The organism is Polaribacter sp. 2405UD43-2, assembly GCF_058147125.1.
Window position 1 is genome coordinate 1 of the sequence record NZ_JBYVJX010000015.1, and the last position, 18,691, is coordinate 18,691.

Annotated in this window: 21 protein-coding genes; all 21 read right to left on the reverse strand. The window is 29.4% G+C overall.

The window, feature by feature from the left end:
- Window positions 1-282 precede the first annotated feature (282 nt).
- Window positions 283-1,002: a hypothetical protein gene (locus ACY2RX_RS13940; RefSeq protein WP_490104591.1), complete on the reverse strand. Its 720-nt coding sequence runs from the start codon at window positions 1,000-1,002 to the stop codon at window positions 283-285.
- 204 nt (window positions 1,003-1,206) lie between these two features.
- Complete coding sequence (locus ACY2RX_RS13945) at window positions 1,207-1,914, reverse strand: DUF2971 domain-containing protein (protein ID WP_490104592.1); 708 nt, start codon at window positions 1,912-1,914, stop codon at window positions 1,207-1,209.
- A 121-nt stretch (window positions 1,915-2,035) separates the two neighbouring features.
- The gene (locus ACY2RX_RS13950) at window positions 2,036-2,566 is read right to left on the reverse strand and encodes a BRCT domain-containing protein (RefSeq protein WP_490104593.1); all 531 of its coding nucleotides are present in this window, start codon (window positions 2,564-2,566) and stop codon (window positions 2,036-2,038) included.
- Window positions 2,567-2,652: 86 nt separating this feature from the next.
- On the reverse strand, window positions 2,653-3,294 hold the full coding sequence (locus tag ACY2RX_RS13955; protein WP_490104594.1) for a hypothetical protein: 642 nt from the start codon (window positions 3,292-3,294) through the stop codon (window positions 2,653-2,655).
- 160 nt (window positions 3,295-3,454) lie between these two features.
- Window positions 3,455-3,754, reverse strand: coding sequence for a hypothetical protein (locus ACY2RX_RS13960; protein WP_490104595.1), 300 nt, complete (start codon window positions 3,752-3,754; stop codon window positions 3,455-3,457).
- 95 nt (window positions 3,755-3,849) lie between these two features.
- A complete protein-coding gene (locus ACY2RX_RS13965; protein ID WP_490104596.1) occupies window positions 3,850-5,628 on the reverse strand; it encodes a hypothetical protein in 1,779 nt (592 codons plus the stop codon).
- A gap of 1,061 nt (window positions 5,629-6,689) precedes the next feature.
- Window positions 6,690-7,784 carry a DUF695 domain-containing protein gene (locus tag ACY2RX_RS13970; RefSeq protein WP_490104597.1) on the reverse strand — a complete coding sequence of 365 codons (1,095 nt, stop codon included), beginning with the start codon at window positions 7,782-7,784 and terminating at the stop codon, window positions 6,690-6,692.
- Between the two features lie 173 nt (window positions 7,785-7,957).
- The gene (locus ACY2RX_RS13975) at window positions 7,958-8,575 is read right to left on the reverse strand and encodes an energy transducer TonB (RefSeq protein WP_490104598.1); all 618 of its coding nucleotides are present in this window, start codon (window positions 8,573-8,575) and stop codon (window positions 7,958-7,960) included.
- A 393-nt stretch (window positions 8,576-8,968) separates the two neighbouring features.
- Window positions 8,969-9,955 carry a bacteriophage abortive infection AbiH family protein gene (locus tag ACY2RX_RS13980; protein ID WP_490104599.1) on the reverse strand — a complete coding sequence of 329 codons (987 nt, stop codon included), beginning with the start codon at window positions 9,953-9,955 and terminating at the stop codon, window positions 8,969-8,971.
- Between the two features lie 287 nt (window positions 9,956-10,242).
- Window positions 10,243-11,025 carry a hypothetical protein gene (locus tag ACY2RX_RS13985; protein WP_490104600.1) on the reverse strand — a complete coding sequence of 261 codons (783 nt, stop codon included), beginning with the start codon at window positions 11,023-11,025 and terminating at the stop codon, window positions 10,243-10,245.
- 207 nt (window positions 11,026-11,232) lie between these two features.
- Window positions 11,233-11,646 carry a hypothetical protein gene (locus tag ACY2RX_RS13990; protein ID WP_490104601.1) on the reverse strand — a complete coding sequence of 138 codons (414 nt, stop codon included), beginning with the start codon at window positions 11,644-11,646 and terminating at the stop codon, window positions 11,233-11,235.
- Window positions 11,647-11,657: 11 nt separating this feature from the next.
- Window positions 11,658-12,239 carry a hypothetical protein gene (locus ACY2RX_RS13995; protein ID WP_490104602.1) on the reverse strand — a complete coding sequence of 194 codons (582 nt, stop codon included), beginning with the start codon at window positions 12,237-12,239 and terminating at the stop codon, window positions 11,658-11,660.
- A gap of 160 nt (window positions 12,240-12,399) precedes the next feature.
- Window positions 12,400-13,317 (reverse strand): T9SS type A sorting domain-containing protein, encoded by a 918-nt coding sequence (locus ACY2RX_RS14000; RefSeq protein WP_490104603.1) that lies wholly within the window; start codon window positions 13,315-13,317, stop codon window positions 12,400-12,402.
- Between the two features lie 368 nt (window positions 13,318-13,685).
- Window positions 13,686-13,940 (reverse strand): hypothetical protein, encoded by a 255-nt coding sequence (locus ACY2RX_RS14005; protein ID WP_490104604.1) that lies wholly within the window; start codon window positions 13,938-13,940, stop codon window positions 13,686-13,688.
- A gap of 165 nt (window positions 13,941-14,105) precedes the next feature.
- Window positions 14,106-14,711 carry a hypothetical protein gene (locus ACY2RX_RS14010; protein ID WP_490104605.1) on the reverse strand — a complete coding sequence of 202 codons (606 nt, stop codon included), beginning with the start codon at window positions 14,709-14,711 and terminating at the stop codon, window positions 14,106-14,108.
- Window positions 14,712-14,866: 155 nt separating this feature from the next.
- Entirely contained in the window at window positions 14,867-15,196 is a 330-nt protein-coding gene (locus ACY2RX_RS14015; RefSeq protein WP_490104606.1) for a helix-turn-helix domain-containing protein, read from the reverse strand.
- Between the two features lie 3 nt (window positions 15,197-15,199).
- Complete coding sequence (locus ACY2RX_RS14020) at window positions 15,200-15,541, reverse strand: type II toxin-antitoxin system RelE/ParE family toxin (RefSeq protein WP_490104607.1); 342 nt, start codon at window positions 15,539-15,541, stop codon at window positions 15,200-15,202.
- A gap of 462 nt (window positions 15,542-16,003) precedes the next feature.
- Window positions 16,004-16,759 carry a DUF2971 domain-containing protein gene (locus ACY2RX_RS14025; RefSeq protein WP_490104608.1) on the reverse strand — a complete coding sequence of 252 codons (756 nt, stop codon included), beginning with the start codon at window positions 16,757-16,759 and terminating at the stop codon, window positions 16,004-16,006.
- A 219-nt stretch (window positions 16,760-16,978) separates the two neighbouring features.
- The gene (locus tag ACY2RX_RS14030; protein ID WP_490104609.1) at window positions 16,979-17,287 is read right to left on the reverse strand and encodes a hypothetical protein; all 309 of its coding nucleotides are present in this window, start codon (window positions 17,285-17,287) and stop codon (window positions 16,979-16,981) included.
- A gap of 1 nt (window position 17,288) precedes the next feature.
- Window positions 17,289-17,804 carry a hypothetical protein gene (locus ACY2RX_RS14035; RefSeq protein ID WP_490104610.1) on the reverse strand — a complete coding sequence of 172 codons (516 nt, stop codon included), beginning with the start codon at window positions 17,802-17,804 and terminating at the stop codon, window positions 17,289-17,291.
- A 146-nt stretch (window positions 17,805-17,950) separates the two neighbouring features.
- Entirely contained in the window at window positions 17,951-18,649 is a 699-nt protein-coding gene (locus ACY2RX_RS14040; protein WP_490104611.1) for a hypothetical protein, read from the reverse strand.
- Window positions 18,650-18,691: the final 42 nt, after the last annotated feature.

Below are 18,691 nucleotides of genomic sequence, written 5' to 3' on the forward strand. Positions count from 1 at the left end.
GTTTTTGTAGATTGAAATCAGAGGAAGTTTGGGTGTTTTAGATATTTGATTCGTGTTTGTCAAAATGTGCTACAACGGTCTTGTGTATGGCTCGTTGCGTGCAGATTAGCGATTATTTTTCGGTTGAGCCACAAGCCAAATTTTTAAATTTTACTATTTATCTTTTTGCTTGGAAATCGTCAAATTTAAAAATTTGGCGACTTTCCAAACACGCCTTAAATTTTGTTTAAGCAACTGAATAGCAATGAGCTATACACGTTGTTGCCACACGTTTTTATTCCGCTAATCTTTGTCAAATCCATTAAATTCCATTCTTTTCATTGTCGGACAATTATTTACAATTATATCAAATTCCGACACTCTATTATTTGGCGTAACGAACTGTTTATTCACAACTTTATCAAAACTATAAGTCAATTCATAAACGTTTTTAAATTCAGTTGGTTTTATTGTTAATTCGGCTTTTTCGGATTTAGTTTTTTGTGGAATAGTATTTAATTCTAAAGCGATTTCGTTTTCTCTCAATTTTTTCAATTCAGATATTAAGTCAGCATCTGCTTCGAGTTGATGAAAGAAAAGAACTGAACTTTCGTTGATTTCGTATGATGGTGTATTTCCGTCACAAGGTTCGTAAATCACGAATTCATTGTTTAACTTTTTTAAACTAATCCAATGTCTCGGAAATCCTTTTAAGTAAACTTTATTCGGTTTGTATTTTTTGGAAATTTCTTTCTCGTAATATGAAATTGCGTCATTATCCATTCGATTCGGTTTCCAGTTAATTACCTTTTCGTAAATTTCCGAATTTCTTGTTGTATCTATAAAAAGTTGGTGTTTCGTTAAGTCAAGACTTTTCGGATTATTTCTTTCCAAAATAGTGTCTAAATCAATTTTCCACGCAGGAATTTCAGTCGGTTTATTTTCCGTCTGTTCTGTTTCTTTTTTTTGTTTGCAAGAAATCAGAATCCCTAATATTAATGTTATGTATATTGTTTTTCTCAAATGTGTGGCAACGTCCGCGCAGCTGCGCGGACGTTCGGCGGCATTAGCCCGCTAGGGCTTGATGCCGCCGAACGGTTTTGTATATGATACGTTGCGTGGTTTAGCACGTAATTTAGCAAATAAAAACCGAATAGAAAATCCGCGAGGATTTTCGTAAGTAAGCTTTCACTAGCAATGGATTATATACGTTGTTAGCAAAAGTATTTATAGCCAACTATCATTTACTTTCGAATAACATATTTCAAAAGCTAATTCATATTCTTTTTTCAATAGTTCAATCAATTTTAAAAATTCAGGTTTTGAATTTGGTGATATGTGAACTTTTTTAATTAGAGATTTTAAATCTACTTTAATCAACTTACTTATTGATATTTCATCGTCTTTTAAGGTCGTCATACACCTTAATTCATTTTCAAATTTGTAAAAATCTAATTTAGTGATAAACGGATAAAACATATTTGAGGTTGAAAAATAGTAATTGTCTTCATTGATATAATTAACTTCTCCAATGTAAATATTCCTCTGTGTGTTTTTAAACGAATCTTTTAACGAATCTAAATCAGTTTCTATTGCAATTCCCATTTTGTCTTTTGCGTACATTTTCCACATTGCAAAAGATTCTCTTTCAGCAAAGCTCCAAGATGATATAAGATGTGTTTTTCTTAATGAGCTTTCTAAAAAACTGTTTAAATCCATATTATGGGTATTCCCTTTTGATTTATCCTCCTCAATCATTCGATTTAAGATAAATTGAGGAATTCGACCTTCGTTATTATCTCCTAAATTATCCGAATTTGAAAAGAATAATGATTGGGTTTCTAATAGATTTAAGAATTTCCAAAAATCCATATACCTCCAAATTGGTTTGTCAAAAGATTTTTCAGTTTGGAATACTGGATGTTCGTTATACATTGAAGTGTGTTTTTATATTTTTGCTAACGGTTTTGTGTATGATTAGTTGCGTGTAAATAAGCACGAACCTTTCGGATTGTAATTGACCTTAAAAATATGAAAAAGCCAATGAATTAAGCACTTAATAGCAATTAATAATTCGGCATTGAAATAATAAAAGATTGTCAATGTCTTCTTGGCTAAATTCGTTATACAAATCTTGGTAAATATATGGTTCTTCGATCGTTGCCGTAATATGAGAATTGGAAGTTTCTTTTAGCAACTCTAAATAATCTTCGAGAGCATTAAGGTCAATTTCTCCGTTTTGAAATAGAGCCTTATACCTGCAGATTATTAATTTTTCGTCTATTTCTCCGCTGTCGTTTGAAGCATATTTTTCAAGTCCTTGCATAAAGTCCTTTTCTGAAATTATTTTCAATTCAGCTCCATCTGCAATTAGTTGTTTAGCTTTTACGATTTTATTCCCATAATTTCCGTGTTTCCAACCTGAAGATGGGATTGAACCTAAAACTAAAAAGTTCAGTTCTTTATTTATTACTTTTTGAGAAAATCCGTTTCTTGCTCTTACTTCTCTCTCCGCTAAAGTTCTTTTCAATTCGGCTAATTTCCCCGTGAAACAAAAACTCTTGCCTTCAAATTCGACTTTTGCCATTGGTTTGTGTTTTAATGTGTGCTAACGGTCTCGTATAACCGTCAGTTACGGGTTTAAAGTTAATGATTTTCGGTTAAGCACTGACCTTAGCAATTCCGAGTGGATTCGGACGTAGTCGAATCCGCCGTAATTGCGGTTATACATTGTTGTGTGCTGGCGTTTTTAATCAGTTGATATTTTTCTTGTCCACTATTATTAAATAAAATAGTCAAATGGTCAGCCCAATATGAGTCAGTTCCATCTTCTTTTATTTCAAGTGCTGAAATCCACAATTTTTCATTTCCAAATTCGACTTGCCAAGTTTGAGGTAAAATAATTTTCTTTTTTTCTCCTTTTGCCACAAATTCGTTATTCACTTGGTGCAATTCTTGACTATAACTCTCATCCCAAAGAACAATTATCTCCGTTATCTTTTTGTTCGTCAAGTTTTTCCAATTCGCATTTTCAGTCAGCGAAATTGTTTTAATTCCTTGTCTTTTGTTTAATTCGGTCAGTTTTTCAAATCCAATTCCGTAACAGTAAAATTCATTGTTCCATTTAATTTGAATCAGTTCGTTATTGTCCAATCGAAAAATCACATTCATATCCACAGAATGAATATCAGTCGAATATTCCCAATATTCAGAGTAAGTTTCGTAATCCAACTCTTCATAATAGACTTCAATTATTTTACGTCCTATAAAAGTCGAATTTATTCTTTCGTAATATTTTAATTCTTTATCGGTCATTTTTTCTCACGCTTGCACACAACGTGTTTGTGTATGAAAAGTAGCAGAGTAAATAAGCTGTAACTTTTTCAGTTTTGTAATAAACAACAGAAAAGTACAAACTTTGTAATTTGCACTTCACTGCTATTTTTTATATACGTGGTTGTGGTTTGTATTAAATTTATAGATTCAGTTTTTTTAATTCATTTTTCCATTCTTGAGTATAGTTAATTTGATAAGAATACCATATCCCAACTTCATCAGGGTTGTTAAACTTATTCCAATTTTGTTTTAATACTGAAATTAATTCATTATAATTTTTTTTGGTATATTTTACTTCAATTCCTTCCTTATCGGAATATCCCTTTGAGATAATAATTTTATTTTTTGATAGCGTATAAGTTATCAATTCAAGAATCACTTCTTTTCTTTCATTTTCTTTAGAAAAATAGTATTTACTATAATAAAGAAATTCACTCAAAAATTCATATGTCCCGAATTCATATAATAGACGGTAAGATATTAAGATTATATGAGGGCTTTTAAAGCTAATAAATTGATTATTCATAAATTCCTTTAGTTATTAAATTTTAACTTCTTAATTAGATTATTATAATTACCTCCAATGAATTGAATAGTAGCTTTAGTATTATGTCCATCACTTTGTGTTGCCCAGTCTCTAAACTGAATTTTACTACCATCAGGCATAGTTTTAATAATTATGGGTTTGCCATTAGGATATATTGTATTTGTACCAGTCGCATTTTTAGTAAGAAGTTCAAAAAAAGATTTTCCTTGTTTTTTAGACGAGTTAGCAATTTGCCTAACACCTTGACTACCTGCTGTTCCAATTTGATTGAATGCCTGCAAAGCATCATTATAATTTGAAGAAATGAGGTTCCTCATTTTTTTAGCATTTCTAAAAGCTTTAGTAAGTCTAACAACGATTTTTATTCCTTTAGTAAATTTAGCTAACGCTTTTAAAATTTTACCTGCAGGAATTATTCCAACTATGGCAAATGCTAATTCAGTTGTTCCATCTGTATAATTACCCACATTAAAAGAAGCAATTGCGTTTCTTAAGGAATTAATTTCGCTAACACCAGGTATTAATTCAGGAACAAGCTCTTTAAGGACAGTTATTAAAATTTCTCCAAATTCTTTCCATTCTTCTGCTGTTTGTGGTAATTCAATTCCAAGTGATTTTAGGTTGGGTAAAAAAGAGATAAATAAAGAATTTTGCGCAATAGTTTTTTGGTGTTCTAAAGAATAATTATCAATATCAGTATAATTATTTAGTTTTATTATTTTAAATATTTCATTTGCTTTAGAGTTAATAGCTGCCCGTTCTTGACTATTAAGGTTGAAATTTGCTGCATTAGTCAAATTTTCAATAGTTCTTTTAGCAAACTCATTTTTTTTGAAGTTTTCTCCAGTTTCAACAAAAGAATCTAGTTGAAATAAAAGTCCAGTGTTTTCCTCTTTTTCAAGAAACTCTTTTTCTGCTGCTGACAATTCTAAAACATAAGTTAGTCTTTTCGATATAATTTTGGTACTAGTAATAACAGGAGTAGTAGCAAGATTCCCACCACTACCACTTCCATAGCCAATGTTTTGATTTGGGTTGCTGTTATTGCTATCCTCACCAAAACTATACCCAGAATTTCCAACACCTCCTGCTTCAACACAAGAGTTATATTCAAAAATGTATATTTTAGTAAAAGAAGAACCATCACATTTCCCAGGGGCATGTTTGGGTCCCGTATTCCCAAAACTGCATTCCCAATATGAATCCACCCCACTAATACATTTTCCACTGTTTTTTGATTGTAAAAGATTCGTTACATTAAAAATATTGTTTTTATTTATTTTGATGTTTCCACTAAAGCTTTTAGAAGTATCCGTTAACCATTTTTTAGAAGGGGTATATTCTAATATATACGATTTATTATTATCATTGTATTTATCAACATAAATAATAAGATTGTAGAATTTATTTTGTTTGGTTTTCGTTAGTATTTTAAAAGTATATGTTGTAAACTGTTCTTCCTCAATTCGTAGAATTTGATCTGTTAAAATAACAGCATTATTAGAGATCTTAGATTTGTTTAGGAAATTGTTTTTTTTAGTGGGTTGATTTATATCAAAAAAAGAGTTGTACTTCTGAGCTACCTTATTAGAATTTGTTTTGGATTGAAATTCATTGAAAGAGATTCTAGTTACCTTATTTTTTTGTTGAATTTCTTGGTTGATAGTTTCATCACTCCTCTCACAATTAGATAGAAGTAGAGAAATTCCAAGAAAAAGAACTCCAACTTTTAAAAAGTTAAATAATTTGTTTTTTTTCGTTTTCATTATTGTTTAAATTTACGATTAATAATTCATTTTTAGTTAAACTAGCGGTAATTTTTTAGTACTCAATTCAGCTCATAAATGAGCCAAATATTAACCACAACGTCTCTGTGTATGGCTTGTTGCGGAAAAATCCGTAGGATTCTTTCCGCCATAACCCAAAGATATCGAATAAGCGTTGAATTCCGATAGGAATTCAGCCGCAATGAGCTATACACGTTGTTATGCACTGGTTTTATCTTTTTATATCCGCAAGAGTTAAATCCAACGAACTTTTATATATTTTCAATTTATTCATTTTTTCTTTAAAACTCCAAAAATATCCGAATTTCATTCCTCTTTTGAGCTCGAACTTTTGGCTTTCTTAATTTTCCTCGATAAAAGCGGAACTTGGGAAAGTCTTTTTTTTATATAGTCAGCCATAAGTTTTATGTTTGTTCAATTCAGCCGAAACTTTTGGGTTTACTAAATTTTCGACGCGAAAACTGACTTTTGGTAAGCCTAAAATCAGTTTAATTTTTCGCAATACTTTTCATTCTGTTTTATTTCCGAACGTTTTGAGATTCCTCTTTTGAGCTCGAACTTTTGGCTTTCTTAATTTTCCTCAATAAAAACGGAACCTGGGAAAACCCTTTTTTTATAAAATTCAGCCGAAACTTTTGGGTTTGCTAAATTTTCGATGCGAAAACTGACTTTTGTTAAGTCTAAATTCAAATTGATTTTCCGTGATGTTTTTTATTCCGTTTGCGTGAAATTCCGTGTTGTTATTTCACAGTTCAGATTTTCATTTTTAATCTACCAAAAAAAGAACTGACCTTTTGAAAAAGCACGAATTTCGCTGCACGCACAAACTTGTGCATAACGGTTTTGTGTATGGCTCGTTGCGTGCAAATTAGCGATTATTTTTCGGTTGGGCACAAGCCAGATTTTTAAATTTTACTATTTATCTTATTTTTTGGAAATCGTCAAATTTAAAAATTTGGCGACTTTCCAAATATGCCTTAACTTCGGTTATGCAACTGATTAGCAATGAGCTATACACGTTGTTATGTGCTGGGCTTTTTTCAATTCGGACTAAATCGGTTAAATGATTGCCAATATTTGTCTTTATAAATGTCAAAGTCCAACTCGATTTTATTTTTGTACTCTTTTTTTATTTCGTGTAATACTTTTGATGGTTTTCTGAACTCAATACAGGCAAAATATACTTCTCGGACAGAATCTGCTGTTTGTCTTCCAATGTTTAAATAGCCGTCAGAATCTTTTAATTTTTCCATTATTTTATCCTCAATTTCGTTCAGAAGTTGGTAGGTGGAATTGTCAGGCATTCCATTGTTATTTTTTCCGTCATATTTAATTTCCATTACTGCAATCCAAGGATGAGAAGCTTTACTGTCCCAATTCAATAAATCTGTGTTAATAACCGCAACTAATGGAAGTCCATTTTTTAAAGTGGCGTCAAGTCCGGAATAGTTGTCGTTTTCTGTGTTGTGTCTGAAACCTTTATATTTTTCCACAAACTCTTTTTCTCGCCAAATCAAAAAATCCTTTAGTTTTTCTAACGGAATTAATTCGGATGTCGCATCTTTCGGATTAATTATATTCACGTTGTCAATCGTGGTAACTGAATTTAATTCACCAAGAGAATTATCCAAAGCAAGGTAAACGCCATTTGTCATTACAGCTCTGTTTTCTTCACTAAAATCTTTGTGAGTAATTGTAATGTCAATCTCGTCAGGCATTTGTTTATGGTCAGTTGAATAAAAGTCCATTTTACTTTCGTCGAATTTATAGCCGTCCATTTCAATTCCGTATTGATTTAGGTCAGACGGTTGTTTGAGTGCAGTAATTTTCCAATTATTCATTTTCGGTGCTGACTGAACTAATTCCTCAACAAATACAATATTTTTGATTATCCCATCAGCTGTTAATATTAATTCCGCTGTGTCGTCATTATACATTCCTGCAAGAAACCAAAATCCATCTTTCAATTCATTGAGTTTTGGTGAGAGTTTATCAAAAAACACCTTTTTGATATTGCCTTGCTCTTTAAGAACTTTATGAAATTTCTTTTCGTTCTGTTCAAACCAATTCCAAAAGTCAGAGTATGAGTTTATAGGTTTCTCTTTTGCACTAAATATTGATTTTAAAAAACTCATTTTCTTGTTAGTTCGGATTTTTTTTCGCCTTGCACATAACGTTGTTGTATAAGATTAGTTGCGTTTTTTAAGCACTAAAGTTAGCAAATAAATCACAGATAGAAAGTCCGCGAGGACTTTCGTAAACTGGCAAAAAGCAGCAATTAATTTTATACGGTGTTGTAGCCAGTTATTTATTCTACTCTAATTGTAAATGGAATTTCATATTTTACATTTATAATTTTTCCTTTATTAATTCCTGGTTTCATTTTTGGTAATAAGCTAATTACTCTTTTACATTCATTATTTAATTTTTCATTTGTTCCAGTTGATTCAATATTTACAATTTCTCCGTTTTTATTTATTGTAAATGAATTTTTTATTTTGTGAACACCAGCAATCAAACCCAATTCGCTTGGTAAATTTGAATTAAATTTCTTTCCAAAATGTTGATATAATTCCTTTTTGAAACATTTCTTTTTCTTCTCCTCATTTTTTGATTTACATTTTGAAAACGTGGGTGTTATTTCAACTTTTTCATATTGTAAAATTTCAGAATTTTCAATATTCTCTTTTTTTAAAACTACTTTTCCAGTTTCAAATTTTTCCTCTTTTTTTCCTTCTATTTCAACAAATGAGGTTTTCTCTTCTGCTAATACTTTCTCCATTTCCAAAATTAAACCAGTAATATTGAAAAAGAAACTATTTTTTCTTTTCTCTGGAAAAATCTCCATTTCCGTATATTTATCTTTTTTTGTTCCAACTCTGATAGAATTATTTTGATTTACATAAATCCAATTTACATTATTCATTGTTTCTAATTCTTTGAAAAATGCAGGTGCATTGTTTTTGAATTTTATATTGAAAATTCCATTTCCTTTAAAGTAGAAAATTGTATTTATAAAACCTTTTTTTAGTGTTTTGAAGTTTTCATTACTTTCAGCACCTTTCATAGTAATTTTAGTATCGATAACTTTCCATTTTCCAATTATTTCATTTTCTTTCAGAGCTGTTTGTCCGAAAAAATTGATTGAAATAATTAAAAGAATAATTGTAATATTAAATTTTCTCATAGTTCGTTTTTAACGTGTTTGTGTATGATTAGTGGCGTGTTTAAGCACCTAATTTAGCAAATAAAAACTGAATAGAAAATCCGCGAGGATTTTCGTAAGTAAGCTAAAACCAGCCATTAATTATACACGGTGTTACCTGCTGGCTTTTCCTTTCAAGTTCTCAATTTTTATTTGATGTACTTTATTTTTTTCAATTCCTAAATCAGCCAATATTTTTAAATACTTTTCTTTTTCAACTTCTCTATGGTAGGAAACAATCCAATTTGGTTTTCCTTTACTTATACTTACTATTTTTTCAAAATATTTTATGTCCACTTCCGACATTGAATGACCTAAAACGTAAATGTTTTCAACATTTTCTAAACTATTGAAAAAATCAATGTTTTTATCAATTGCTGTTTGAGTATTCTTGAATGCGTGAGTGTAATATGAAAGAATTTCGCTTTTTGCATCCTCGTAGGATAAATCAAATTGGTCAGCCATATGTTCTTCCCATTGTTGCATTTCCTCGTCAGAAAGTCCAGATGGCGGAACTTCTTTTTCTTCTATGAAATTTTCAGGGTCAGTTCCGTGACCTAAAATTATCTCGCTCTTATCTTCTTTTACTTTGTTGTGTATGTAGCAAATATTTCCTTCAGAAACTTCATAATACCTTTCTAGTGTATTCGTATAATTGAAATTTAAAAAAACGCTATTCGTTTCTATGTCGATTTGATAATCAGATATAGATTCTGGGAATTCGACATTAAGTATGAATGAATTAAAAACGGAAATCAGACCATTAGTCAATTTCTCAATTATTAATTCCATTTCGATTTGATAAGCGTGCCATTCTCTGTCTTTAAAATCGGGACTTCCAGGATTGGCAGCATAATCTGATTTATCTTCTAGGACTTGCTCGTAATCCAAATCCGCTAGAGCCAATTCAAAAGTCGACCATAAGTTGTAATCATCATCACTAATTGGATTTTCAGAAATATCTGGTAATCCGTAATAGGTTAGTATGAGTTCATAAATTTCGTTATTTTCTTTGGAAAGAAATTTAGCAAATGATTGGTATTTAGTATCAAGTCCGTGATACATATCAAATCCATTTCCTATTATATATAAGTTTTTCAATTTAGACGGATGTTTTTTTAGCTTGCAGGTAACGGTCTTGTGTATGATTAGTTGCGTGGTTGAGTCTGTAATTTAGTAAACTATCACGAACCAGAGAAAATTCCGAAGGAATTTTCCAAGTAAGTACTTGCCCAAGCAATTAATTATACCGTTGTTGTATATGGTTTGTTGCATATAGAAATAGACTAAATTTTCGGCAAAGCAATAGCTTTATAAAAACTCACTTAACTTTGGTTTAGCGATTTGTAGCAATAAGCTATATACTGTGTTGGCAATAGTTAATTTTGTTAGGATTCATTGAAATACTTTACAACTAAATAGATATCATAAAATGTGTATTCCCGCTTTTTCAATTTATTTAATAACTTTTTATTTTCGGGCATTATACGCATTATTATTCTTGTAAAACGTTCTGGTATAATTAATTCCATTTTCCCATCTTTTTCAATATAATAATGAACGTTATAATAATTTAGATTTTCTATAATTTGTATAAAAAGTTTAGCTTTTTCACCATTGTATAGAAGTTCTACTTCATTTAGAGAAGTGAGGTTTTCTTTAGTTCTTAAATCATTTCTAATTAAAAAAATCGCACCTTTTTCTCTATATAATTTTGAACTTGAAACAGAATATTTTTCTCCTAATTTAGTTACAAGTTTTTTTTCTCCAAAAGTTGCTTGTTTGATTTTTCCAAATACTGTGTCATTGCTATATGTAACTATAAAGTCTCTCCTTTCCTTTTCATTCAGTTTTGTTACATAATAATAACTTTCTTCTTTAAATAAAGGTTTTTGATTTTTGGAGATTCCTATAAGGCTATCGTTTTTATCACTAAAAAACTCTTTATTTTTCAATAAAGCTAAATGATATATTTTATCATCAGATTTTATTGTTTTAATTCTTTTCCTATTTATTTTATGAGATTTTTTGTTTGAATCAATTAATTTATTACCTCTATATCTTCCATAAATAGTATCATTATTGTGAGTAATAATAAAATCCAAGAATTTATTTTGTGATGAAATTCCGTATGAAATAAAAATTAATGTAAATAGAATTATTTTTCTCATAATTATTGCCAACGGTTTTGTGTATGGCTCGTTGCGTGCAAATTAGCGATTATTTTCGGTTAGGCACAAGCCGAATTTTTAAATTTTACTATTTATCTTACTTTTTGGAAATCGTCAAATTTAAAAATTTGACGACTTTCCAAATATGCCTTAATTTTGGTTTAAGCAACTGATTAACAATGAGCTATACACGTTGTTGGCAGTTCGTTATTTATTCCGATTATCATATTCCAATATTTCATAATTACCTCCAAGAACAAAATCAATATGATAAGAAGATATATACCTCAATGAATAATTCTTTTTTGGTACAAACTTGTCCTTAACGTAATATTTTGGATGATAATGCTTTAAATATAACTCAATTGCTTTTTTGTGTTGATTTATAGTTTTAGATATTTTTTCAATAGTTTTATCTTGATAATAATCTTTTTGGTAATTAATTAGAAAATCTTTGTTTTTCAACAAAAAATCAATAAAATCAGTTTTTAAATAAATTTCTGATTGTTCAGATTTGGATATTTGTTTTTTTAAATCAATGTTGAAATTTTTACAAAAATGTCTTATTGTAGCTTTCCGAATTCCAATATTCCAAGCAACACTCCCAATCGTATTTCTCATCGCTTTTAATGTTAATCGTCAAATAAATTCACGTCTACTCCTGTTTTTAATTTAATTAAATGTTTAAAGGCTTTTAAAAGTTTTCTGGCGTTTTCTTCATTTTCTTGATGAAAAGTGAAGCTTTTTGAAGTCATAAATTTAGTCTCATATTCTCCATCATCCCAACTAATATCTTTATATTTCATATTGTCGAACACTCCATCTTTTGGTGTGTATTTCTTTACTCCTTTATCCTTAAAAGTAACATTTATACTCCAAAAAGATTTTAAATTGTATTTAGAGAATTCACTCCAATCATTAAATTTTATTTTTGCACTTTTAATTTTGTTAAAATCTATAACATTTCTTTCTGTTATTCGAAAGGACTTTGGTGTTCTTGGTAATTGTATCCAACTATCCTCAAAGTCAATTGTTAGTTTTTCATTATCCACTTTTATTTTTTGAAGCTTTAAAGTTGTATTTATATCGTCTACAACCTCATTTTCTATGAAATGTGCAATAAATTTAAAAGTTTCTTTTTCTGAAGGTTGTTGTTGAGAAAATCCAAAACTTATTCCTAAAAATAAAATTATCATTCCAATGTTTCTTTTCATAGATTGAGTTTTGTGTTAATGACTGCCAACGTGTTTATATATGGTTTGTTGCGTGGTTTAGCACCTAATTTAGTAAATAATTACTGACAAAGAAAATCCGCGAGGATTTTCGTAAGTAAGCAAGAAGCCAGCAATAAATTATATATGTTGTTGGCATTAGTTATTTTATTATTAACTTCAAAGGTTTCGATTTATAATTCCCAGCTATTATTGAGTAAATGTATGTTCCAGAACTTAGGTTTTCATTATTAAGTTTCAAAGAATTGACGTGATTATCTACTTTATATTCTTTAACTTTTATTCCATTTAAGTTGTAGACTAAAATTTTTCCATTTTCAATATTTTCAGGAAGTTTATAATCTAAATTTATAAAACCATTACTCGGATTTGGATAGGCTTTCACTTTTATATTATTCAAATTAGCTTTTGCTGAAGAAAGAGTGGCGTTTCCTGGTAATGAGTAAATATATTTTTTATTATCTGAAGAATTAACATCTCTTAAAATCATTTTAATTCCAGAATCTGTATTCTTTATCCAAGTAGGATTTTGCGTATCAATATCACTTCTATAAAGTCCTACTTTGTTCGGAATATTTGATATTATAGTTCCATCCTCATTCACAACCAATGTTTTTGTATTGGAGTTATTTCCGTATAAAGTGAATAAAAACTCAAGTTCAGAATCTGTATCAAAAATATTTTTACTCAAACCGATTATTGGAAAATATTCGGAAAAATAATAGTCATTAACGTCATATGAAAAACCTAAATTATTAGTATCAATAGCTATAGTCTTGAATATTGAATGATTAGAATTGTATATTTTCATAACTAATGTATTCAAATCAAATATGAAATATTTCATATCATTATCAATTTTCACAAAATTTATTTTTTCATTTTTTTCGATTGTTTTTTCTAATGTAATTTGTGAATAAGATAAAAATGTAATTAGGATTGTTGTAATTGTTAAAATTGTCTTTTTCATTTCGGTATTTTTTAAGTTCATAATTTTTATTCTAAATGTTTTTAAATAATCTTTTAGTTTTTCTTGGGATTTCACGTTAATTAATGCCAACGTTGTTGTATAAGCTTTGTTGTGTTGTTTAAGCAATGAATTTACTAAATAAAACACGAACGGCGAAATTCCGGAGGAATTTCCCAAGTGAGCTAAAACCAGCAATAAAGTTTATACGGTGTTGCAAGTAGTTTTTTTTTTCAGTTTGTAATTTCGATTTCTAACCTTTTTTATTTTCCTTTTTTCATTTGAGTAATAATTCCGCCAATTTTATAATTCAGATTTCGAGTAAAAATTCCGCATTTTTGTTTTTCCATATTTTATTCAATTCCGCAAACTTTCTAAATTCAACATTTGAGTGAAAGATCCGCAATTTAGAATTTCACGAGCGAGAGTCTGTTCAGCATTTTTGAATTTATTCTTTGATTTTAAAAACATACAATTATACCAATTAACAAAACTAAACCTAAAATAAAATTCATTGTGTTGCCTAAATATTCTGATATGTTTTCCTTTTTCCACAAATCATTAAACTTTATAAAATTGTTAAAAGATAATAAGGCAATTAAATTTAAAAAAGTGAATTTTATTAAAGAACCAATAATTGTAAATAGAAAAAAAGGAACTATTAGAAATATGCTATCAAAGTCAACATTCCAATTGTTTTTTCCTGTTTTTTTCATTTCAAAAGTTTGATTGGTTAATTACTTGCAACGGTTTTGTATAAAAATAGTTGCGATTTTATCGACGAGGATTTTCCGCAGGAAAATCAGAAGTTGGTAAAAAAGCAACGATCTTAACTAAAGCCTAATGTAGCAATTTTTTTTATGCGTTGTTACCAAACGTTTTTATATATCTTTCAGACTTTTATTCTTTCCTTTCTCAAGTAATTCATTTTTCCTATTTTCTAAAAATTCTGAAGTATATTCATATTCAACGTTTGCGTTTTTTACTGAATAAGAATTTTTATCTTCAGAATAACCTGTATCAAATCTCAAAACATAATTTTCAAAATACCACTCTTTGATTTGATTCGGAATTTGATAGTTAGATATCTTTTCAGGTTCACCATATTTGCTTAAATATAAATTATATATTTTTTCAACATCTTTCTTGCTTGACATATAAAACATTACATATCCATTTGAATCGTAGTTTTTAGGTTTTGAGTATTTTCCAATATTTATTTTAATAGAACTTAATTCCTTTAATAAAAATTTTGAATCTACTGACGTAAAAATTTTATCATCTCCAAATTCAAAACTGTAATAAAAGTCTGGATAATTAGAATAACTTTTATCGAAAATCTTTTTTTGGGATTTCAGAGTATCTTTAACTTTGAAAAATTCCTTTTTAGACATTCCTAAATAAAAATCAAGAAATTGAGTTTCTTTTTTTTTATTCAAACAACTTATAGTTAATATCATAGTGAGAAATAATAATGTTCTTTTCATAATAGAATTTTATGTTTGGTAACGGGTTAGTACATGAAAAGTAGCGTTTATGAAAACGTTCTTTTCCGATGTTTAAATTTAATATTTTTTTGTTTTAGAAACATTCTATTTAACTAAATGAAGCTATTTTTTATGTACATTGTTGCCTGTAGTACTTATGCTACTTTAAATTCTCCTTCGTTCATTTCTATACTAAATTTTACATTAGCTTTCAAAGCTCGAAATACTTTTAAAATTGTTTCAATTGTAACATTTCTCGTATTTCTCTCAAGTTTAGATATTTGAGATTTCTGTACTCCAATTAAATCTCCTAATTGTTCTTGAGTTAACTGTCTTTCTTTTCTTACAGATTTTATCATATCTCCAAGAACTTCAATCTTTAAATCAAACTCATATTTGTCTCTTTCAATAGTTCCAACTTCTCCAAGATGTTTATCTTTAAGTTGGTCTAAACTCATCATTCTCATTTTTTTAGTAGTTGCCATTTTCTAAAGTTTTTTTTGATTAAAATATTCTGTTCTCAATTTTTCAGCTTTTTCAATATCTCCTTTTGGAATTTTACTTACTTTTTTAATAATTCCGTGAGTTGATATTACTAACGTTTCAGTTTTCTCTGTTTTGTCCCAAAAAGCAAAAAGTCTAATTTGAACTCCGTTATACTTAGTTCTGAATTCCCAAATTTCATCTTTTAGTTTTTTAAAAAGTTTCGGGTCATTTATCAATTTAGCTTTATCAATATTGTAGAATATTTTCATTCTTGTTTTATTGTCTAAATTTTCTACAAACTCAATAGCTTGTTCTAAAAATATAACATCAAATTTAGGTTTCATTCCTTTTCTTACTATTTAGACGACAAAGTTAGTTAAAAGTTTCAATATATGGAAACATTTTATTGTTTTACGGTTTTCAATCGTATTACAGGCAACGTCCGCGCAGCTATGCGCATTTTGTACGAGTGAAAATACGGAGTATTTTAGACTTGTGCAAATTGCGTATAGCTGAGTGTTCTGCGGCGTCAAACGCCGTAGAATGCTCAGCGTAGCTGCGCGGACGTTCGGCGGCATTAGCCCGCTAGGGCTTGATGCCGCCGAACGTCTCTGTATAAGAACAGTAGGGCTGAAAATGAGCGCAAACCATTCGGTTAAACACAAGCCGAATTTTTAAATTTTTATGTTTATTTTTCTCTTTAAATATAGCCAAATTTAAAAATTTGGCGACTTGGCAAACGCGCCCGAACCTTTCGGTTTAACAACTAATTGCCCTATTGTTTTTATACTTTGTTGTGCGCTGGCTTATGCATCCAGTATTTCCGAGTTTTTAATTCGTTCGCTTAGTTTTGGATTGACCTTATTTATAATTTCAATCAATGTTTTATCGAACCATCTTCCAACAAATGGACTTAAATATATTTCATCAATTAGTTCGTCTAAGTTTACTTTTAGTCTTCTTCCGACTGAAACATCATATGGCGGTTTCATTCCACCTTCTGAGTATGGATAATGAAATATGAACAACCTTAACTCCTTTTCATATTCATAAAACTTATTTTTAGTTGTAATTACATTAAATCTGTTTTCAGGTTCTTCTTTTATAAAGTCGGTATATTTTACTTTTGAATAGTAAATATCATCTTGATATTCATTCTTTTCTTGTTTTATAGACTTTAGTAGTTTAGAAACAGTTGTTCTAATTGCTACTCCCGATTTTGAACCACCCAAATAAATTTTCCACAAGGCATACGATTCAGTTTGGCTTATCGTCCAGCAGTTAAGTAAAGTCAATTCACGTAAAGAGTGAATTTTACGTAATCTTATTTGTCTTTCTATTTCAGCATCTTCTCTGTTTAAACCACTATTCTTAAATGACTTTAAAATATATTCTTGGTTTCTCTTGGGAACAAGCCCTTCATATTTATCGGTCATTTTTCCTGCGTTAGTAAAAAACAGTTCTTGAGAGATTAATAAATCTAAAAATTTATCCATTCCAACATATCGCCAAATGACAGTATTTCCGTGTGGAATATCTAAATTTTTGTTTTTGATTATCATTGGTTTTTAGCTTGCGCACAACGGTTTTGTGTATGGCTCGTTGCGTGCAAATTAGCAATTATTTTTCGGTTGAGCACAAGCCAGATTTTTAAATTTTACTATTTATCTTTTTTATTGGAAATCGTCAAATTTAAAAATTTGGCGACTTTGCAAATATGCCTTAACTTCGATTAAGCAACTGATTAGCAATGAACTATACACGTTGTTAGCCACAGTATTTTATCCCAAGTTGTCTTTAAATACGTTCATTATTTTGTCATTTGGTGATGAAAATAGAGCAAAAATATTGTCCGAATTCGCAGTTGATTTAACGTTTATATTCGTTTTGTCATTTTGTTCAGCTAATACGATTTGTATTTTTCCAACTACTGTCGCTTTTTTATAATTTGCTGAAATTTCGTTTAGTAAATCATTCGATGATATTTTGCTAAATCCGTCATTATTAAGTGCATTCAAACACTTTTCCTTTATTTCGGAAACGTTTCCATTAACTTGGAAATTCTGTTCTTTACTTTTCCTTATTGCCATTTTAAAATTCTTGTTTTATGTATTGATTATTTTCTTTTAAAATTCGGATGATTTTTATCTTTTTGTCCGTTAAGTTTCTCAATTCGATTATCTCTGTCTTTCGGATTTTGTTTAAATAATCGTGATAATCAAAAACTAAAATAAATTTAGGAACATTCAGTTTGAGAAGTCCGAGTTTCTCGATGTCTGTTTTCAATTCTTTAAATCGCTTACTTAATTGACTATTTGTAAAGCCGTTTGAAAATATCTTACATTCTATTACTAACTCTGGTTTTATAGATGGTCTTTTATTTTCGTTTGTTACTTTTCCAATTGCAAAATCAATTCGTTTCCGGTCAATATTTAAAATCCGAGTTTCAATATGGATTTTATTCAGCAATTCCTTTTCGGTAAGCAAATAACAATGGAATAGAAGAGCAACTAAATCCGATTCCATTAGTATTTCAAATCCCGAATTTAAAAACTCAATCAGTCGATTTAAAGACTGGTCATTAATTTCTTCGAGATTTTTTTTCATATTGTGGCTAACGGTTGGGCTATGGTTTCGTTGCGGAATCGTCCGCAAGGACATTCCGAGAGAACCTAGCCATCATTGCAAGATAAGAATTTCCGTTTAGGAAATTCCGCCGCAATGAATTATAGCCGTTGTTGGGTTTAGTACTTTTATTTTATTTCGATTAGTTCATACGATTCTGTCATTCCAGGGAGATTTTTTTCCGAGACTTTTATTTCCATTGGAAAGATGTTTGAAATTTGCTTAGTTAAATTTATAACTGAATGAGCAGGTAAATCAATCAATTCCGTTACATACATTTCATACACCGTATTGCCCAAATCACTTTCCAAATCCTTTCTTATTAAAGTTAATTTATAACAATCAAAACCTTTTATATCTTTTCTATCTTTTCTGTTTTCAGTTACTATGTATTCATCATTTTGGGCAAACAAATCGTATTTCCTATAATTAACAGATTTTGATTTATCGTAATAATATAAAATTCCATTACTTCTATTAATCATAAAGTAATCACCTATCATTTTTCCATTTTGTTTAGTATGCCGCCAAATAGAATCGTTAATGACTTCCACGTAAATTTCTGTCTGAGGGGTTTGAGTTAGAAAATCCGTCATTTGAATTCCTTTGATCTTTTTGTTAATCAAAGAATCTGTTCCATTCGGATTGTAAGAAGCATCAATTAAAGAATCTGTTTTTGATTCCAAATTCGAGATTCCACTTTGGGTGGCAACTATAGATTTCTTGAAAATAAATTTTGTCGGTTTAGAATTATTTTCGGTCAGTTTTTTTGTTGACGAACAACCAACTAAAATTAAAAGAACTAAAATGTAGATTGTATGTTTCATTCGTATTAAACCCAACGGTCTCGTATAACCGTCAGTTACGGC